The organism is Pseudomonas sp. CFBP 8758, assembly GCF_014841725.1.
Taxonomy (GTDB): Bacteria; Pseudomonadota; Gammaproteobacteria; order Pseudomonadales; family Pseudomonadaceae; genus Aquipseudomonas; species Aquipseudomonas baltica.
Map to the genome: position 1 here is coordinate 1 of NZ_JACYUK010000006.1, position 18,531 is coordinate 18,531.

Here is an 18,531-nt window from a genome sequence, read left to right on the forward strand (position 1 = left end):
GCCGATGACCGCCCGAAAAGAGGAACCGCAATCCCCGTAGGAGCGGTCCGTGGCCGCGAAGGGCGCGCTGCGGTGTGGCGGGTGCACTACGGGTTCAACAGCGGCTCAGCAGGGTCGTTGCCAGGCGTTTGGCCTGCGCCGCGACGTCGGTCACAGCGGTACTCTCCCACCACATCCCCCGCAACGGCGGGCCCATGGCGAACAGTCGCTCGGCGACCAGCCCTTGGGCGTCCACGACAGCACCATCGACGTCAGCCTCTATGCCCAGGGCCAAGGGCCCCGGCCGGATCAAGCCACGCGCCAGAAGCTGGCGCGGCAACGGCTTGTCGACCCGCCGCCAGTCATATTCGATACCACTGGAATTGATCAACGCATCCCCGTGCAGCTGCACCGAGGCAGATTCGCCCCGCCGGCGGATGGTCAGGGTCGTGCCGTCGGCGCGCTGATAGCTGGCCGCCTGAAGGGTCAGCCGCCCCTCGCGTATCAGCCTCTGCACCAGCGCGTCGCTGGGCGGCGGTGACCGATGGTGGTGGCTTTCCCACCAGGGCCGTACATGGCGTACGAACTGGCGTTTCTGGCGTTCGCTGGCCTGGCTCCAGAGCCGGGCGATATGCGCACGCACGGTGTCCAGCGGCGCCTGCCAGTCGACACCTTCCTGCAGCGCCTGGCGGCATTGCTTGCGCACCTCGGCCATGAGCTGGCGCGGGCTGCGCACATCGTCGGCCGCTGCCAGGAAATCCGGCCAGCTCGGCGGCTGGCGACGAACATGAGGCCACAGACCGTGCCGCGAAATCACCGTGATCGGCCCGCGATGGCCGGCCTGGTCGAGCGAGACCACGGCATCGACCATGGTCAGTCCCGAGCCGATGATCAACACCCGGGCCTGACGGTCGAGGCCACGCATGGCCTGCACGTCCCACGGGTCGACCGCCCCAGCGTTCAGCCCACCCGGCGCTTTCAAGGCGGTGCGCGCGGCGGGAAACATGCCCGTGGCCAGCACCGCCTGCCGCCCGTACAACACTTGGCCGTTGTCCAGGGTGATCTCGACCTGCTCGGCATGGGTCTGTAGATCGATCGCCTGCGCGCGCACATGCTCTGCCGTGGCCCCGTACCGGGCACCCGCTGCACGTGCCTCGGCCAGGCGTTGCTGGGCATAGAGCCCGAAGATGCCGCGCGGCGGGAACAGCTCCGCCACCGGCAGCGACTGCTCGGCCGACTGCGGCCACCCGCCGTCGTCGATGAACCGGGTCAGCCATTCGGTCAGGTCGTCGGCGTTGTCGGGGTCGACGCTCATGCGCGCCGCATTGCCATTGAGGGTGTGCCCCAACTCGGTGGCACTGTAAGCCTCACCTCGGCCGAGCTCGGGGCGCGGCTCGATGATGACGATCCGCCGTGCGTGAGATTGCCTGAGCAACTGCACCGCCAGCAGGGTCCCGCTCAAGCCGCCACCGATGATCACTACATCGGCGTGCCTGGATACAACATCGGTCATGGGTAAGTTCTCAAGGACGATGGCGCCGATCATACGTCATGCAAGGCACCCGGCCGCTGCGACGCCGCCACGATGCCCCGGCAAGCGGCCAGATCGAGATCGTGCAGCGCTGCGGGCCGGGCAAAGTAATAGCCCTGGGCCTGGGAAGCACCCATCTCGCGCAACAACTGCAGGGTGGCAAGGTCCTCCACCCCTTCGGCGACGACCGTCAGCCCGAGCGATTCGGCCATGCGCACGATGGCACGGACGATCGCCCGGCTGCGCGCGCTGCTGGTCAATTCGAGAATGAACGACTTGTCGATCTTCAACCCGTTGAATTGGTATTGGTGAACGTAGCTGAGCGATGAAAAACCGGCTCCGAAATCATCGAGCACCACGCTCATGCCGTGCTCGGCCAGCTGCTGCATGGTCCGCTGCGCCATGGCCGGCTCGGCCACCAGCGCGCCCTCGGTGAGTTCCAGGCAGATTCGCGAGGCCGCTACGTGATGCCGCGCGAGCACCGCCAGCACTTCGTCGGCGAACCCGCTGCGGGTAATGCTGTAGCTGGAGCAGTTCACGTGCACCGGCGGCCAGTCTGCGTGCGCCGGCTGGGCGAGAATTTCCGCTACGCAGGTCAGCATGTAGAGGTCGAGGCGGCCGATCAGCCGCAGGCCTTCGAGCGCGGGCAGGAAATGCCCGGGGGCGATGATGCGTCCGTCCGGCTGGTGCCAGCGGATCAAGGCCTCCAGCGCCCGCACCTCGCCGGTCTGTACGTCGACGATGGGCTGGAAATAGGGCAGCAGTTCGTCGCTGCGCTTGAGCGCATTGCGCAACGCGCCCTCCTGTTCGACCTGGTCGGAGACTTCGCGGCGCAATGCCTGGTTGAACACTGCGTAGCTGTCGCGACCGGCATTCTTGACCCGGTACATCGCCTTGTCGGCGTCACGCAGCAAGTCGGCCGTCTCGCTGTGGAACTGGCTGTCGGCGCCGACGATGCCGATGCTGCACGAGGAAAACACCTCGTGGGCATTGATGAAAAAGGGCCGATCGAACGCCACCAGAATGCGCTCGGCAATTTCCACGGCAGCTTCCAGGTTCGAATCCGGCGCCAGCACGGCGAACTCGTCGCCACCCAGGCGGGCCAGCAGGTCATCTTCACGCAGGCAACTGCGCAGGCGCGCACCGGCTTCCCTGAGCAACTGGTCGCCGAAGTGATGACCAAAACTGTCGTTGACCATCTTGAAACGGTCCAGGTCGATGAACATCACCACCAGTTCACGGCCATCTGAGCAGTATTGGTCCCAGGCCTGGGCCAGACGCTGCTGCAGGTGAATGCGATTGGGCAGCCCGGTCAGTGCGTCGTGGGCGTTTTCGTACTGCAGTTTGGCGTTGGCATGGTCAAGCTCGCGCGTTCGACTCTGCACCCGCGCTTCCAGCCGCAGGTTGGCTTCGTAGATGGCTTCGGCAGCGCTGCGACGCGACAGCGCGGTGTCGATGTGGCGCGAGACGAAGGTCAGCAGGTCCTGGTCGCGCAGGGTGTAGTGCACGTCACTGGCGTAGCTCTGCACCACCAGTACGCCGCGCACGCGATCATCGTCGAACAGCGGAACACCGAGCCAGGATTGCGAGCGGACCAGCTCGCGGCTGTCTTCGATTTCACCCTGGATCATCAGACGCGTCGCGGCGTCGAAGTCGATCAGGCAGGCACAGCGCTGGCGAATCACGTACTCGGTCAGGCCACGCCGCCCCCGGCGCGGCTGCGGGCGGCCGGTGAGCTGCTCATCGACATAGTAAGGAAAGCTGACTTCGCCGCTTTCGCCGTCGAAGATCGCAATGTAGAAGTTGCGTGCATACAGGAGGTCGCCGACGATCACGTGCAGGCTGTGATAGAGGCCGTCGATTTCGCCTGGCTTGCTCGACAGCTCGGCGATCTGGAACAGCGCGACCTGCAGGTGCTCTGCGCGCTTGCGCTCGGAGACTTCCAGACGCAGCGCGGCGTTGAGCTGGGATAATTCCTGGGTACGCCGCGACACCGTTTCTTCCAGGTCGGCACGATGCAGAATCCGATCCAGAGCCATGGCAACGTGCCGGGCGACCACCAGGAACAGGGCACGGTCTTCCGCACTGTAGGCCCGCTCCACGTCGTAGACCTGCATGGCGATCATGCCGAACACTTCATCGCGGGCGTTCTTGAGCGGCGAACCCATCCAGAATTCGGGGATGTGCCCCACGCAGTGGAAACGCCCCTGCCGCCCTGCCAGGGCGATACCCTTGGCGTCGATCAGCAGGGGCTGGCCGCTGGTCAATACCTGGCCGGTCAGCGACAGATGTTCGGGGGTCAGGTACTCGTAGTTTTCCGCTTCCAGCGCTTCGACGTCGATGACGTCCACGTAGTAGGGGTAGGTGATCTTGCCGCTTTGCGCATCGTAGAGCGCCAGGTAGAAGTTCTCTGCATCGATCAGGCTCGCCAGGAGCTTGTGTACACCCACCAGGAAAATCCCGCGGTCGCGGGTCGAGCTGGCCAGGTAGGTGATTTCGTAAAGTACGCGTTGAGTGATCTGCGCGCGGGCCAGAGCGTCGGTCTGCACCTGGCGACCGATGGCAGCGGCCAGGTCGGCGAGGGCCCCGTCGTGGGTGACGTGCACAGGGGCCATCAGCCAGCCGAGTACCCCTTCGCCCTGCCCGGTCGGCCACAACTGGAGGCTGCAGCTTTCGCAGAAACGCTGCAGTTCGTGGTTGGCCAGCACCAGGGGCCAGTGTCGCTGCAGGTCGCCCTGGCCTTCGAGATGCAGCTGTTCGCCCGCCCGATACCACGCCCACGCAGTGCTGTGGGGCCATTCACGGGCCTGCTGCAGAATCGCTTCCAGCGATGCTGCCTCGAGCATGGGCGTAGAGCCCTTGCCGAACTCGGCAAAGGTCGGGGAATCGGAACTCATAGACGCTCCATGCCAGAAAACCAACGGCGTACATCTTCGAGCCTATGGCCATCTAATGGCAAGCCCCACGAACGGCCCTGACGTTTACGGCAAACCTTTGTGTCGCAAACCCCTTGTCCCGCCACAAGCGACACAACATCGACGCTCTGTTGTCGGATCTGCAGGAGCGGCCCGTGGCCGCGAACCCGGCGCCGCGGTGTGCCAGGTATACGGTGCCAGCCCTTCGCGGCCGATGACCGCTCCTACGGGAGGGGTAAATGCAATCTCTGTAGGAGCGGCCCGTGGCCGCGAACCCGGCGCCGCGGTGTGCCAGGTATACGGTGCCAGCCCTTCGCGGCCGATGACCGCTCCTACGGGAGGGGTAAATGCAATCTCTGTAGGAGCGGTCCGTGGCCGCGAACCAGGCGCCGCGGTGTCTCAGATACACGGCGGCGATTCTTTCGCGGCCGATGACCGCTCCTACCGGAGGGGGTCGGGTTTACAGGCCACCGCCGACGTCCAGCAGGGCGCCGGTGGTGTAGCTGGCCTGATCGCTCACCAACCACATGATCGCCTGGGCAATCTCATCCGGCTGGCCACCGCGGCCCATGGGCACGGCGCCTTCCTTGCGCGTAACCCGGCCCGGTTCGCCGCACAGGGCATGGAAATCGGTGAAGATCATTCCGGGACGAACCGCATTGACCCGTATGCCCTCGCCGGCCACCTCCTTGGCCAAGCCGATGGTGAAGCTATCGATAGCCCCTTTGGACGCTGCGTAGTCGATGTACTCGTCCGCGGAACCCAGCCGAGCGGCGATCGACGACACGTTGACGATCACCCCACCCTGGCCGCCATGCCGCCGCGACATCCGCCCTACCGCATGCTTGGCGCACAGCATGGGGCCGACTACGTTGGTCGTCATCAACCCGAGCAGGCGCTGCTCGGACATCTCGTCCAATCGCGCCCTGGGGCCGTTGGTGGCCGCGTTGTTGACCAGCGCAGTGACCCGGCCCAACTCGGCATCCACCTGGCTGAACAAACGGAACACGCCATCTTCGCGGCTGACGTCGGCACGCACCGCGATGGCCTGCACGCCCAGCGCCCGCACTTGCTGCAGCACATCCCCGGCCGCTGCGTCGTCACTGCGATAGTTGATGCACACACGATAGCCCTGGCTTGCCGCCAGCAGCGCGGTCGCAGCGCCGATACCTCGGCTGCCACCTGTGATGACAATGACTTTTTCCATGAAATACCTAGCCTCCAAAGACGGATTCAGGCGCGGCTGGCGCTCTTGACCTGCCTGGCCGCCTGAATGTCGTGCATGAAACGCTCGGCCGGAAGCGGATGGCCAAGCAGATAGCCCTGCAGGGAATCACAGCCCAGGCGGGTCAGGAACTGCTGTTGATTGCTGGTTTCCACCCCTTCGGCCACGATCCGCAGGCCCAGCGCCCGACCTAGCGCGACGATCGCCGACACGATGGCGGCATCGTCGCTGTCCTGCTCCAGGTCACGGACGAAACCGCGGTCGATCTTCAACTCGTTGGCCGGCAGCCGCTTGAGGTACATGAGGCTCGAATAACCCGTGCCGAAATCGTCGATGGACAGATCGACACCCATGTCCGAAAGCTGCTGCAGCACGTTCATGCTGGCGTCGGCGTCGCTCATCGCCGTGGTTTCGGTGATTTCCAGGGTCAGGTTGGCCGCGTCGAGCCCGTGCCGATCCAGGGTGCTGGCCACCCCGCGGACCAGGCCGGCATGGCCGAACTGCAGGGCGGAAAGATTGACCGCGATGCGCCAGTGCCCGAAGCCCTGGTCGACCCACTCGCGCATCTGCCGACAGGCCTCGTCGAGCACCCAGCTGCCAATGTCGATGATCAGCCCGGTTTTCTCCGCAAGGTCGATGAAGGCGGCAGGCGCCAGCAGGCCCATTCGCGGGTGCTGCCAACGCAGCAGCGCTTCGGCGCCGATCGGCTCGCCGCTGCGGGCACCGAACTTGGGCTGGTAGAACAGACGCAACTGCTGCTCGGTGACTGCCATGCGCAGTTCCTGCAGCAGCTGCAGTTGCTTGCGGGCATTGGTGTTCATCGAGCTTTCGAAAAAGCTGTAGCCGTTCTTGCCGATGCTCTTGGCGTGGTACATGGCCGCGTCGGCATTCATCAGCAACTCGTTCTGATCGGCGCCGTTGCCTGGGTACAGGGCAATACCGATGCTCGCTGAAATCTGCAATGTGTGCCCTGCCACCTCGAAAGACTGGCCGATGAGATGCACCTGCTGCGCGGCGATACCCTTGGCATAGGCCGGCTCTTCCAGGCTGACGAGCAGGACGAACTCGTCGCCGCCGATCCGCGCCAGGGTGTCCTGGCCATGCAGACCGCCGCGCAGACGCGAGCCCACGGCACGCAGCAACTGGTCGCCCATGTGATGGCCGAAGGCGTCGTTGACGGGCTTGAAGCCATCCAGATCGATGAACATCACCGCCAGGTAGCCGCCGACGGCATCGACCTGGCTGATCGCCTGGCCAATGCGGTCGGCCAGCAGTATGCGGTTGGGCAACCCGGTCAGGTTGTCGTGCAGGGCCAGTTGCGTCAGTTCCTGGTTGGCCAGGGTCAGGGAGTTGGCCAGCGCCGAGGTACGCGACTCCATGCGCGCATCCAGTACCGACGTCAACAGGGTCATGCCCAGCACCGCCAGGGTGGTCACCAGCACCAGGTAGTCGAGGCCGTCGCCGGTCAAGCCGTTCAGGGCCCCGCCGCAGACGCTGCCCGCCGGGAATTCGGCGGCAGCCATGCCGGTGTAGTGCATGCCGACGATGGCGATGCCCATTACCACCGAGGCTCCGGCACGGGCCACGCGTACATTAGGGCGGTTGCGGCGCAGGCGGAAGGCAATCCACAACGCGGCACCGGAAGCCCCTGCGGCAATCGCCAGCGACGCAACGAACAGCACAGGGTCGTAGACGATGCCTGGCTGCATCTGCAGCGCCGCCATGCCGGTGTAGTGCATGCTGCTGATACCGGCGCCCATGATCAGTGCGCCGACGGCCAGTTGCGGCCCCGGCAGCTGCGGCTGGCTGACCAGCCACAGGGCAAAGCCGGAACTGAGCACGGCAATGAGCAGCGAAGCTGCCGTGAGGCTGAGGTCGTAGCCCAACTGGATCGGCAGTTCGAAAGCGAGCATGCCGATGAAATGCATCGACCACACGCCGATGCCCATGGCCAGCGCCCCGCCGCTCATCCACAGGTACACAGCCCGGCCCTGCGCCGTGGCAATACGCCCGACCAGATCAAGCGCGGTGTACGACGCCAGGATGGCAACACACAGCGATACGACGACAAGAGCGGAAGAATAAGTACCAATTAGCATCGATATCTCGACAAGGCCGTGCGGGGTTTCAAAGGGTGACGTGACTCTGCGCAGCCATCCTGTAGCAGCCGCGCAAGCCGCGTCACGAACGCCATGGTGAATCCGACGAAAGGCGCCCACCGTTGACCCGGCTTGCGCCGCTGCCAGGGACGTGCGCGTGGCAAACCCGCTATTGTGCCGGTTCCTGCCAGCCGCCGCCCAGCGCCGCGATCAACTGCACGCTGGCGACCAGCCGGCTTTGCATCAACGTCAATACGCTGCGTTCGTTGCTCAACGCCGTGGCCTGCACGTTGACCACATCAAGATAGCCAATAAGGCCGGCTTTGTATTGGTTGGATGTCAGTCGCAACGACTCCCGCGCAGCCTGCAGCGCCTCGTTGCGCACCGAGGCTTCCTCGTCGAAGACTTTCAACTGGCTCATGTAGTCTTCCACTTCGCGAAAGCCATCGAGCACCGTCTGCCGATACTGCGCGACGGTCTGGTCATAGGCCGCCTCGCTGCGGTCCACTTCGGCCGCACGCTGCCCACCGTCGAACAGGGTCATCGCCAACTGCGGTCCGACCGACCAGAAGCGATTGGGCAACGATACCCAGTTGCTGAAACTGCTGCTGCTGTAGCCGCCCGCCAGACTCAGGGTCAGGTCGGGAAAATAGGCCGTCTTGGCCACGCCTATTTCGGCATTGGCGGCCATCACCGAGCGCTCGGCGGCGGCGATGTCGGGACGGCGCTCAAGCAGTTGCGACGGCAGCGCCAGAGGAATGGCCGGCAACGACGGAATGTCGGTACTGCCGGCCAGGCTGAATTCCGAAGGTGCCATGCCGATCAGCACTGCGATGGCGTTCTCCAACTGCGCCCGCTGCCAGACCAGATCGATCAGGTCGGCCTGGGTCGATTTCAGCTGGGTTTGCGCGAGGAACACCGCATCCTTGCCGGAAATGCCCGCGCGGTACTGATTCTGGGTCAGGTCGAGGGAGCGCTGATACGCCTGGACGGTCGCCTCTAGCAAACGCTTTTGCTCATCGATCACGCGCAACTGCAGGTAGTTCTGTACCAGCTCCGACTGCAGGCTCAGGCGCATCGCCGCCAGATCCGCCAGGCTGGCCTGGGCGCTGGCGCGGTCGGCTTCCAGCCCGCGGCGCAGTTTGCCCCAGATGTCAGCTTCCCAGCTCACGCCCAGCTGCGTGTTGTAGGTGTCGCGGATACCACTGCTGGATTGGCTCAGGCTCGAACCGCTGCTGCCGGTGCCCTGGCTGGAGCGGGTCTTGCCGGCGCTCAGATCGACGGTGGGAAACAGCGCGCCGCGGGTGCTGCGGACCAGCGCCTGGGCCTGCCGGTATTGCGCTTCGTACTGGGCAACGGTCTGGTTGGAACGGTTGAGCCTGACCACCAGCGCATCGAGTTGGCGATCACCGTACAGTTCCCACCAGGCGCCACGCGCCAGGGCATCGCTGGGATTGGCCTGGCGCCAGCCATCGGCCTGTTTGAATGCCACCGGCGTGGCGATGGTCGGGCGTTGGTAGTCCGGGCCCAGGGTGCAGGCACCCAGCATCAGGCTGCACAGCGCCACACTGGCAAGGCGCGAGACGCGCGGAAAAACGGAATCGGTCATAGCGGAGTGTCCAGAGCGGCATCGGTACGCACGCCGCGCCACGCGTTGAAGCGGTGGCGCAGGCGGTCCAGATAGAGGTAGACCACCGGAGTGGTGTAAAGCGTGAGGATCTGGCTGAACACCAGGCCGCCGATGATGGTCAGGCCCAGCGGCCGGCGCATCTCGGCACCGGCGGCGGTGCTGAACATCAATGGCAGTGCGCCGAGAATGGCCGCCATGGTCGTCATCAGGATGGGGCGCAGGCGCAGCAGGCACGCGCGGCGGATCGACTCGGCCGGGCCCAGCCCTTCGTTGCGCTCGAGCTGCAGCGCCAGGTCGATCATCATGATGGCGTTCTTCTTCACCACGCCGATCAACAGAAACAGGCCCAGCAGCGAGATCAGGCTGAACTGGCCACCGGTGAGGTAGATGCTCAAAAGCGCGCCCACCCCCGCCGAGGGCAAGGTCGACAAGATGGTCAGCGGATGGATGTAGCTTTCGTACAGAATGCCGAGCACCAGATAGACCGCGACCAGCGCGCCGAGAATCATGAACGGCTGGCTCTTCTGCGCCGCCGCGAAGGCATCGCCGGTGCCGGCGACCTTGACGATGATGTCTTCGGGCAGGCCGACTCGCACCAGCGCCCGCTCGATCAACGGCGTGGCGACGTCGAGGGTCACCCCGTTGACCAGGTCGAAGGAGATGCTTTCCGAGGCGAACTGCCCTTCATGGCTGACGCTGTCGTCGGCCAGGCTGTTTTCGTAGTGGGCGATGCTCGACAGGGGTACGCGCTTGTTGTCCATGGTGATCACCTGCACCTGCTCCAGGGTGATCGGGTCCTGGGCGTACCTGGGGTTGATTTCCATCACCACCTTGTACTGGTTGAGGCTGTCGTAGATGGTGGAAATCTGCCGCTGGCTGTAGGCGTTGTTGAGCACCGAGGTCACAGTACTCATGTCGATGCCCAGGCGCTTGGCCTTGTCGCGGTCGACGATCAGCGTCACCTGCGCGGCGCCACGCCCTTCGCGCGCATCGATGGCGGTCAGTTCCGGCAGTGCGCGGAAGGCCGCGACGATTTTCGGGTACCAGGTGCGCAAGGCCGACAGATCGCCGCTCTGGATGATGTACGAATACTGCGAGGTGCTCTGCTCGCGTGCGCCGCCGAACTGCAGGTCCTGGTCGGCCATCAGCATCAGGCGGCCGCCGGGCACCTTGGGCAGTTCCTTGCGTAGCCGTTCGATGACCTGCTGCGCGTTGATCTTGCGCACTTCGATCGGCTTCAGGCGGACCAGAATGGTCGCGTTGTTGCTGCCGTTGTTGCCGCCAATGAAACCGGCCACGCTGTCGACCGCAGGGTCGGCGAGCAGCGCGCGGCGATAGGTTTCCATCTTCGGCTGCATGACCGAGAACGACAGGCCGTCGTCGCCACGCACGAAGCCGATCAATTGGCCGGTGTCCTGTTGCGGCATGAAGGTCTTGGGCACCACCACGTAAAGTGCCACGTTGCCGATAATGGTCAGCAACAGGCTGAGCAGGGTCAGCCGACGATGACGCAAGACCCAGCCAAGGCTGCGGTCGTAGCCAGCGACCATGCGCTGATTGATGCGGTTGCTCAGGCGCTGCAAGCGGTTGTCGTGCTCGGGCCGATGCGGCTTCAACCAGCGCGCGCAAAGCATCGGGGTCAGGGTCAGGGAAACGAACAGCGAAACCACGATGGCCACGGCCAGGGTGATGGAGAATTCGCGGAACAGGCTCTCGATGATGCCACCGATGAACAGGATCGAGAGGAACACCGCCACCAGCGAGACGTTCATCGACAGCAGGGTGAAGCCCACTTCCTGCGTGCCCAGGTAGGCGGCGCGCAGCGGCGGCACGCCGTCGTCGATGTGCCGGGAAATATTCTCGAGCACCACGATGGCGTCATCCACCACCAGCCCGGTCGCCAGGATCAGCGCCATCAACGACAGGTTGTTCAGCGAGAAACCCCACAGGTACATGATCGCGAACGTGCCGACCAGCGACACCGGAACGGCCAGGGTGGGAATCAGCGAGGCGCGGAAATTGCCCAGGAACAGGAACACCACCAACACCACCAGCACCACGGCGATGAGCAGGGTCATCTCGGCCTCGTGCAGGGTGGCGGTGATCACCGGCGAGCGGTCCATGGCGATGTTCAATTCGACACTTTCGGGCAACAGCGCTTCCAGGGCCGGCAGCTGTTCCTTGATCTGGCTGACGGTCTGGATGATGTTGGCGCCAGCCTGACGGTTGATCACCAGCAGCACGGCCGAGTTGTCGTTGTAGAAGCCGCTGTTGTAGCGATCTTCCACACCGTCGGTGACCTTGGCCACATCGCTCAGGCGCAGCACCGAGCCGTCCTGGTAGCGAATGATCAGTGGCTTGTAGTCGTCGGCCTTGTCCAACTGGTCGTTGGCCTGCACCTGCCACTGGCGCTCGCCGTCCTCGACGAAACCGATGGGCCGGCGCACGTTGGTGCCGTCGATGGCCGTGCGCACGTCATCGAGCGAGACGTTGTACTGGTTGAGCAACTGCGGTTCGAGCTCGATGCGCACTGCGGGCAGCGAGCTGCCGCCGATCTGCACCTCCCCTACCCCGGGCACCTGGGACAGGCTCTGCGACAGGATGGTCGAGGCCAGGTCATAGAGCTTGCCCTTCTCCAGCACATTGGAGGTCAGCGACAGGACCATGACCGGGGCTTGCGAGGGGTTGATCTTCTTGTAGGTCGGCATGCTGCGCATACCGCTGGGCAACAGGTTGCGCGAAGCGTTGATCGCCGCCTGCACTTCACGGGCCGCGCCGTTGATGTCGCGGTCGAGGTCGAACTGCAGAATGACCCGCGTCGAGCCCTGGCTTGAGCGGCTGCTCATGGTGGTCACGCCCGGAATCGCCCCGAACGAGCGTTCCAAGGGCGTGGCCACGGTCGAGGCCATGACCTCGGGGCTGGCACCGGACAGGTTGGCGGAAACCACGATCACCGGAAAGTCCATGCTCGGCAGCGGCGACACTGGCAGCAGGCTGAAGCTGACCCCGCCGAGCAGCATGATCGCCACGCTCATCAGAAAGGTCGCCACCGGGCGGCGGATGAAAGGTCCGGACAGGTTCATGATTCAGCCTGTTCCACGGCGGCCGGCTGGCGTCCCCAGCGCCGCCCCAGGCGGTCGAAGTACAGGTAGATGACCGGGGTGGTGAACAGGGTCAGCACCTGGCTCACCAACAGCCCGCCGACCATCACCAGACCCAGCGGCTGACGCAGTTCCGCACCCGAGCCACTGGCGAGCATCAGCGGTACCGCGCCGAACAGCGCGGCCATGGTGGTCATCAGGATCGGCCGGAAACGCAGCAGCGCGGCCTGGTAGATTGCGGTTTCCGGGTCCAGACCCTGATTGCGCTCGGCCTCCAGGGCGAAGTCGATCATCATGATCGCGTTTTTCTTGACGATGCCTATCAGCAGGATGATGCCGATGATGGCGATCATGCCCAGGTCGTTGCCGCTGATGAGCAATGCCAGCAGGGCCCCCACCGCCGCCGAGGGCAGCGTCGACAGAATGGTGATGGGGTGGATGTAGCTCTCGTAGAGCACACCCAGCACGATGTACATGGTGACGATGGCCGCCAGCACCAGCAGCAAGGTGCTCTGCAGCGACGCCTGGAAGGCCTCCGCCGCACCCTGGAACTGGGTCTGCACACCCAACGGCATGCCGATGTCGCGCTGCACCTGTTCAATCACGTCGACCGCCTTGCCCAGGGCCACGCCCTCGGCCAGATTGAACGACATCATCACCGCCGGAAACTGACCGATGTGCGCGATTGCCAGTTGCGCCTGGCGCTGTTCGATGTGCGCCAGGCTCGACAGGCGCACCTGGGTGCCGCTGGTCGCCGTGGTGTCGCTGTCGGCGGTCTGGTTGGTGGTACCGGTGCCGTTGACACTGGCCTTGACGTAGATCTGCTCCAGCGCCTGCGGTCCCAGGGTGCTGGCATCGGTGGCTTGCAGCACCACGCGGTATTGGCTGGACTGGGTATAGATGGTGGAAATCTGCCGTTGGCCGAAGGCGTCGTACAGCGCATCGGTGATATCGGCGACGTCCACTCCGACCCGCTTGGCAGCATCGCGGTCGATCACCAGGTACACCTGCAGGCCTTTGTCCTGCAGGTCGCTGGCGACATCGGTGAGCTCGGGTCGCTGCTTCAGGGCGTCCACCAGGCGTGCGCTCCAGGTGGCGAGCAGGTCGGCATCCGGAGACGACAGGCTGAACTGGTATTGGGTGCGGCTGACCCGGTCTTCGATGGTCAGGTCCTGCACGGGTTGCATGAACAGGCGCATGCCCAGCAGCTTGTCGACCTCCGGTTGCAGGCGCGCAATGATCTGGCTGGCCGTGAGGTCGCGCTCGCCGTGGGGCTTGAGGTTGATCAGCAGCCGGCCACTGTTGAGCGTGGCGTTGTCGCCGTCCACGCCGATGTACGAAGACAGGCTGGAGACGGCTGGATCCTGCAGAATGATCTTGGCCAGAGCTTGCTGCCGCTCGCTCATGGCCTTGAAGGAAATGGATTGCGGGGCCTCGGAAATGCCCTGGATGACCCCGGTATCCTGCACCGGGAAAAAACCCTTGGGGACCACCAGGTACAGCAGCACCGTCAGGCCCAGGGTGGCAACCGCCACCAGCAGGGTCAGCGGCTGGTGGCGCAGCACCCAGCGCAGACCGCCGGCGTAGCGCGCGATCAGCCAGTCGATCCAGGCGCCGCTGGCCTTGTAGAAGCGGCCCTGCTCCTCTTCCTTCGGCTCGCGCTTGAGCAGGCGCGCGCACATCATCGGCGTCAGGGTCAGCGAGACCACCAGAGAAATGAGGATGGCTACCGCCAGGGTGATGGCGAACTCGCGGAACAGGCGCCCGACCACGTCGGCCATGAACAGCAACGGGATCAGCACCGCGATCAACGAGAACGTCAGCGACAGCAGGGTGAAGCTGATCTGCCGCGCGCCCTTGAGCGCAGCCTGCATCGGTGTTTCGCCTTCTTCGATGTGGCGCGAGATGTTTTCCAGCATGACGATGGCGTCGTCGACCACGAAGCCGGTGGCCACGGTCAGCGCCATCAGGGTCAGGTTGTTGATCGAGAACCCGGCCAGGTACATCACGCCGAAGGTGCCCACCAGCGACAGCGGCACGGCGATGGACGGAATCAGGGTGGCGCTGAATCGACGCAGGAACAGGAAGGTGACCATCACCACCAGGGCAATGGCGATGAGCAGTTCGTGCTGCACGTCGGTGACCGAGGCGCGGATGGTCTGGGTGCGGTCGGTCAGCACCGTGACGTCGAGCCCGGCCGGCATGGTGTCGGTGATGGTCGGCAGCAGTGCCTTGATCCGGTCGACCACGTCGATGACGTTGGCGCCCGGCTGGCGCTGGATGTTGAGCAGTACCGCCTGGTTCTGATTGGCCCAGGCAGCCAGCCGCTCGTTCTCGGCGCCGTCGACGATCTGCGCGACGTCACGCAGGCGCAGCGGCCCGCCATTGTTGTACGCCAGGATCAGATTGGCGTATTCCTCGGGGGAGCGCAGCTGGTCGTTGGCGTCGAGCATCGATACCCGCGTGGGCCCATCGAAGTTGCCCTTGGGCTGGTTGACGTTGGAGGCGCCGATCAGGGTGCGCACGTCGGACAGGTTCAGGCCGTTGGCCGCCAGGGCTTCAGGGTTGACCTTGATGCGCACCGCCTGGCGCTGCCCTCCAGCGATGCTGACCATGCCCACGCCGCTGATCTGAGCGATCTTCTGCGCCATGCGGGTGTCGACCAGATCGTTGAGCTTGGGCAGCGGCATGGTCTTGGAGCTGATGGCTATGGTCAGCACCGGGGTGTCGGCCGGGTTGACCTTGTTGTACACCGGCGGCGCGGGCAGATCGGACGGCAACAGGTTGCTCGCCGCATTGATCGCCGCCTGCACCTGCTGCTCGGCGACGTCCATGTTGATTTCCAGGCTGAAGCGCAGGGTCAGCACCGACGCGCCGCCCGAGCTGGTCGAGGCCATCTGGGTCAGGCCGGGCATCTGCCCGAACTGGCGTTCGAGGGGGGCGGTGACCGCACTGGTCATCACCTGCGGGCTGGCGCCGGGATAGAGCGTCATGACCCGAATCGTCGGGTAGTCGACCTGCGGCAGCGCCGACACCGGCAGCAAGCGATACGCAAGCACACCCGCCAGAACGATGGCGAGCATGGTCAGCGTCGTTGCGACAGGCCGCAGGATGAACAGCCGCGAGATATTCATGCGCCGGTCTTGCCCGTCGTTCCAGGCACAGCGGCCCCGTCCTGCCCCTGCAGGTGTTGCCCAGGCGAGGTCGGCACCTTGGCGCTGTCATCGACCACTTCGACACGGCTGCCGTCGCGCAGGCGGTCGGTGCCTTCGAGCACCACCCGGTCGCCTTGCGCCAGGCCCTGTTCCACTACGGTATTGCTGCCATCGGTGGCGCCTACCTTGAGCTGGCGAATCTTGACCTTGTCGTTGCCATCCATGGCGTAGACGAAGGTGCCGTCGACGCCATACTGAACGGCCGCCGAGGGCACCAGCACCACGCCCTTGAGGGTATCGGACAGCAGCCGCACGTTGACGAACTGGTTGGGGAACAGGGCTTCGTCCTGGTTCTCGAAGCGCGCCTTGAACTTCAGCGTGCCGGTGGTGGTGTCGATCTGGTTGTCCAGGCTGCCAAGCACACCGGTGGCCTGTTTGCGCGTGTCGCCTCGGTCCCAGGCCTCAACTGCCAGTTTCGCGCCGCTGCGATAGCGCGCCAGCACCGGGGTGAGCTGGCTTTCAGGCAAGGTGAAGGCCACCGTGATCGGCTGCACCTGAGTGATCACCACCAGCGCATTGGTGTCGTTGGCGGCCACCAGGTTGCCGATGTCCAGCTGGCGCAAGCCCAGACGGCCGGCAATGGGCGCGCGGATGCGGGTGAAGTCGAGGTTGAGCTTGGCGTCGTTGACCGCAGCCTGGTTGGTCTGGATGGTGCCCTGATATTGGCCCACCAGTGCCTGCTGGGTATCCAGGGTCTGGCGGGCGATGCTGTCTTCGGCGAACAGGCCCTTGTAACGCTGCAGGTCGATCTGCGCGTTCTTCAGCTGTGCCTGGTTCTGCGCCAGCGTGCCCTGGGCTTGCTGCAGGGCGATTTCATAGCTGCGCGGGTCGATTTCGGCCAGCAGGTCCCCGGCCTTGACTCGCTGCCCTTCCTGGAAGTTGACCTTGATCAATTCGCCTGCGACACGGCTGCGCACATTCACGGTATTGGTCGCTGTCACCGTACCCAGGGCCTTGTAATACACCGGGAAGTCGCCGGTGATCACCTCGGCGACACGCACCGGAGTGGGCTCGGCAGAGCCGCCGAAGCCGGGCCGCGGGGCACCTGCATTGCGCCCGGCGGCGGGCGCCGAGGCCGCGTCGTTCTGGGAATTCTTGTTGGCTGGCCAGAACCACCAGCACAACACGGCGACAACCACCACCATCAACAGGCCGAACAGCCAGCGACGCGATTTACGGGGACCTGGGGACTGCATTGAATGATCGACCATTGTGCGGGTGGGCTTCTACTTTGAGGAGGCTGAACGATAAGGAGTCGGGATGCATAAGCAAAGCGCCTTTACGGGCAATTTACCTTGGCAGGGAATAACACGCACTGTAGCAGCGGCGCGAGCCGCATCGTGGCTTACGCGCAAGCATCAGACACATCGCAGTGCTCCCGGACGCGGCTTGCGCCGCTGCTACAGGAGCGTGGTGCCGGCCGACGCGGCTTGCGCCGCTGCTACAGAAGCGCGGTGCTGCCGGGCGCGGCTTGCGCCGCTGCTACAGGAGCGCGGTGTTGCCGGACGCGGCTTGCGCCGCTGCTACGGGAGCGCGGTGCCGGCCGGACGCGGCTTGCGCCGCTGCTACGGGAGCGTGGTGCTGCCGGACGCGGCTTGCGCCGCTGCTACATGAGCGCGGTGTCGCCGGACGCGGCTTGCGCCGCTGCTACGGGAGCGCGGTGTCGCCGGGCGCGGCTTGCGCCGCTGCTACGGGAGCGCCACAACCTTTGTAGCAGCGGCGCGAGCCGCGTCCGGGGTCACTGCGGGCTGTCAGATACTGCGACGGATCACTTCAGGACAGCGAGGGCGGCCTCGTAATTGGGCTCTTGGCCGATTTCGGGGACCAGCTCGCTGTGCAGCACCTTGTCGTTCTCGTCGAGTACCACGACTGCACGCGCGGTCAGCCCCTTCAGGGCACCGTCGGCAATGTCGACGCCATAGGCGTGATGAAAATCATGGGCGCGGAAAGTCGACAGGTTCTGGACGTTTTCCAGGCCTTCGGCGCCGCAGAAACGGGCCTGGGCGAACGGCAGATCGGCGGAGATGCAGAGGATGGCCGTATTGGCCACGTCGTTGGCCTGGGCATTGAACTTGCGCACGGAAGTGGCGCAAGTCGGGGTATCGATGCTTGGGAAAATGTTCAGCACCTTGCGCTTGCCGGCCAGGCTTTGCAGCGACACCTCGGCCAGGCCACCGCCGACCAGGGTGAACGCCGGCGCCTGGGCACCGACCTGGGGAAGCTCGCCACTGACGTTGATCGCGTTGCCTTTGTGCGTCACTTGAGCCATGAGCCTTGTCCTTTTTCGGGATTGAGAAAGGGCAAAGTTAACCATGAAAAGTGACGCACGGCCTATGCGTAGATTGAAAATAAGTGTTCCAGCCACACAGACGCCCTGGCACTGTTGAAACGAGGCTCAACCGGCTCTGGCACGGGCATGGACAGTGGTGGCAGGTTGCGGCTTTTCCAGTTCCAGAACGAGCCGTGCCCGTTCGACAGCGCTGACCACTCGTTGGAAGGGAATATCCGCCTTGAAGAGCTCGACCTCATCGGTCTGCTCGTTCAACAGCTTGATACACAGCGATTCATCGTCGATCACTGTGCACACGCATTTGCGTGGCAAAAACGCCAGTTCGACAATATTGCGCAGCTCCAGCGCGCTGAGTCCGGGGGGAAGCATGGTCTATCTCCTGTAGAGCCTGTGATCGGCGTCCTACCCGCGGCGGACTAGGCCTCGGGACTACAGAACAGTTTCGTTCCAAGAGATATATACCCGCGCTCGAACAGGTGCAACGAGAGTTTGCGGCTCAGCGAAAAATCAGCACAACCCACTGAAATCAATAGAAATAAAATACTT

General features: G+C 64.5%; 10 protein-coding genes. All 10 read right to left on the reverse strand.

Annotation, left to right across the window (positions count from 1 at the left end; translation table 11 throughout):
• Window positions 1-94 precede the first annotated feature (94 nt).
• Entirely contained in the window at window positions 95-1,492 is a 1,398-nt protein-coding gene (locus IFT75_RS14060; protein WP_192055260.1) for an FAD/NAD(P)-binding protein, read from the reverse strand.
• 29 nt (window positions 1,493-1,521) lie between these two features.
• Window positions 1,522-4,356, reverse strand: coding sequence for a bifunctional diguanylate cyclase/phosphodiesterase (locus IFT75_RS14065; RefSeq protein ID WP_244646880.1), 2,835 nt, complete (start codon window positions 4,354-4,356; stop codon window positions 1,522-1,524).
• 529 nt (window positions 4,357-4,885) lie between these two features.
• Window positions 4,886-5,632 carry an SDR family oxidoreductase gene (locus tag IFT75_RS14070; RefSeq protein ID WP_185793262.1) on the reverse strand — a complete coding sequence of 249 codons (747 nt, stop codon included), beginning with the start codon at window positions 5,630-5,632 and terminating at the stop codon, window positions 4,886-4,888.
• Window positions 5,633-5,658: 26 nt separating this feature from the next.
• Window positions 5,659-7,749 (reverse strand): putative bifunctional diguanylate cyclase/phosphodiesterase, encoded by a 2,091-nt coding sequence (locus IFT75_RS14075; protein ID WP_185793261.1) that lies wholly within the window; start codon window positions 7,747-7,749, stop codon window positions 5,659-5,661.
• A 169-nt stretch (window positions 7,750-7,918) separates the two neighbouring features.
• Complete coding sequence (locus IFT75_RS14080; RefSeq protein ID WP_122477882.1) at window positions 7,919-9,358, reverse strand: efflux transporter outer membrane subunit; 1,440 nt, start codon at window positions 9,356-9,358, stop codon at window positions 7,919-7,921.
• Entirely contained in the window at window positions 9,355-12,462 is a 3,108-nt protein-coding gene (locus IFT75_RS14085; RefSeq protein ID WP_185793260.1) for an efflux RND transporter permease subunit, read from the reverse strand. Before IFT75_RS14085 ends, IFT75_RS14080 begins: the two co-directional genes overlap by 4 nt.
• On the reverse strand, window positions 12,459-15,614 hold the full coding sequence (locus tag IFT75_RS14090) for an MdtB/MuxB family multidrug efflux RND transporter permease subunit (RefSeq protein ID WP_185793259.1): 3,156 nt from the start codon (window positions 15,612-15,614) through the stop codon (window positions 12,459-12,461). The genes IFT75_RS14085 and IFT75_RS14090 overlap by 4 nt, the downstream gene beginning before the upstream one ends.
• Entirely contained in the window at window positions 15,611-16,906 is a 1,296-nt protein-coding gene (locus IFT75_RS14095; RefSeq protein WP_192055262.1) for an MdtA/MuxA family multidrug efflux RND transporter periplasmic adaptor subunit, read from the reverse strand. Before IFT75_RS14095 ends, IFT75_RS14090 begins: the two co-directional genes overlap by 4 nt.
• Window positions 16,907-17,463: 557 nt before the next feature.
• Entirely contained in the window at window positions 17,464-17,964 is a 501-nt protein-coding gene (gene tpx, locus IFT75_RS14100) for a thiol peroxidase (protein WP_185793257.1), read from the reverse strand.
• Between the two features lie 126 nt (window positions 17,965-18,090).
• A complete protein-coding gene (locus IFT75_RS14105; RefSeq protein ID WP_185793256.1) occupies window positions 18,091-18,354 on the reverse strand; it encodes a DUF1652 domain-containing protein in 264 nt (87 codons plus the stop codon).
• Between the last annotated feature and the right edge of the window lie 177 nt (window positions 18,355-18,531).

Excerpts from the sequence above, each read along its gene's own strand:
- IFT75_RS14060 (WP_192055260.1), bottom strand. The coding sequence starts at position 1,492 with ATGACCGATGTTGTATCCAGGCACGCCGATGTAGTGATCATCGGTGGC.
- IFT75_RS14065 (WP_244646880.1), bottom strand. The coding sequence starts at position 4,356 with ATGCTCGAGGCAGCATCGCTGGAAGCGATTCTGCAGCAGGCCCGTGAA.
- IFT75_RS14070 (WP_185793262.1), bottom strand. The coding sequence starts at position 5,632 with ATGGAAAAAGTCATTGTCATCACAGGTGGCAGCCGAGGTATCGGCGCT.
- IFT75_RS14075 (WP_185793261.1), bottom strand. The coding sequence starts at position 7,749 with ATGCTAATTGGTACTTATTCTTCCGCTCTTGTCGTCGTATCGCTGTGT.
- IFT75_RS14080 (WP_122477882.1), bottom strand. The coding sequence starts at position 9,358 with ATGACCGATTCCGTTTTTCCGCGCGTCTCGCGCCTTGCCAGTGTGGCG.
- IFT75_RS14085 (WP_185793260.1), bottom strand. The coding sequence starts at position 12,462 with ATGAACCTGTCCGGACCTTTCATCCGCCGCCCGGTGGCGACCTTTCTG.
- IFT75_RS14090 (WP_185793259.1), bottom strand. The coding sequence starts at position 15,614 with ATGAATATCTCGCGGCTGTTCATCCTGCGGCCTGTCGCAACGACGCTG.
- IFT75_RS14095 (WP_192055262.1), bottom strand. The coding sequence starts at position 16,906 with ATGGTCGATCATTCAATGCAGTCCCCAGGTCCCCGTAAATCGCGTCGC.
- tpx (WP_185793257.1), bottom strand. The coding sequence starts at position 17,964 with ATGGCTCAAGTGACGCACAAAGGCAACGCGATCAACGTCAGTGGCGAG.
- IFT75_RS14105 (WP_185793256.1), bottom strand. The coding sequence starts at position 18,354 with ATGCTTCCCCCCGGACTCAGCGCGCTGGAGCTGCGCAATATTGTCGAA.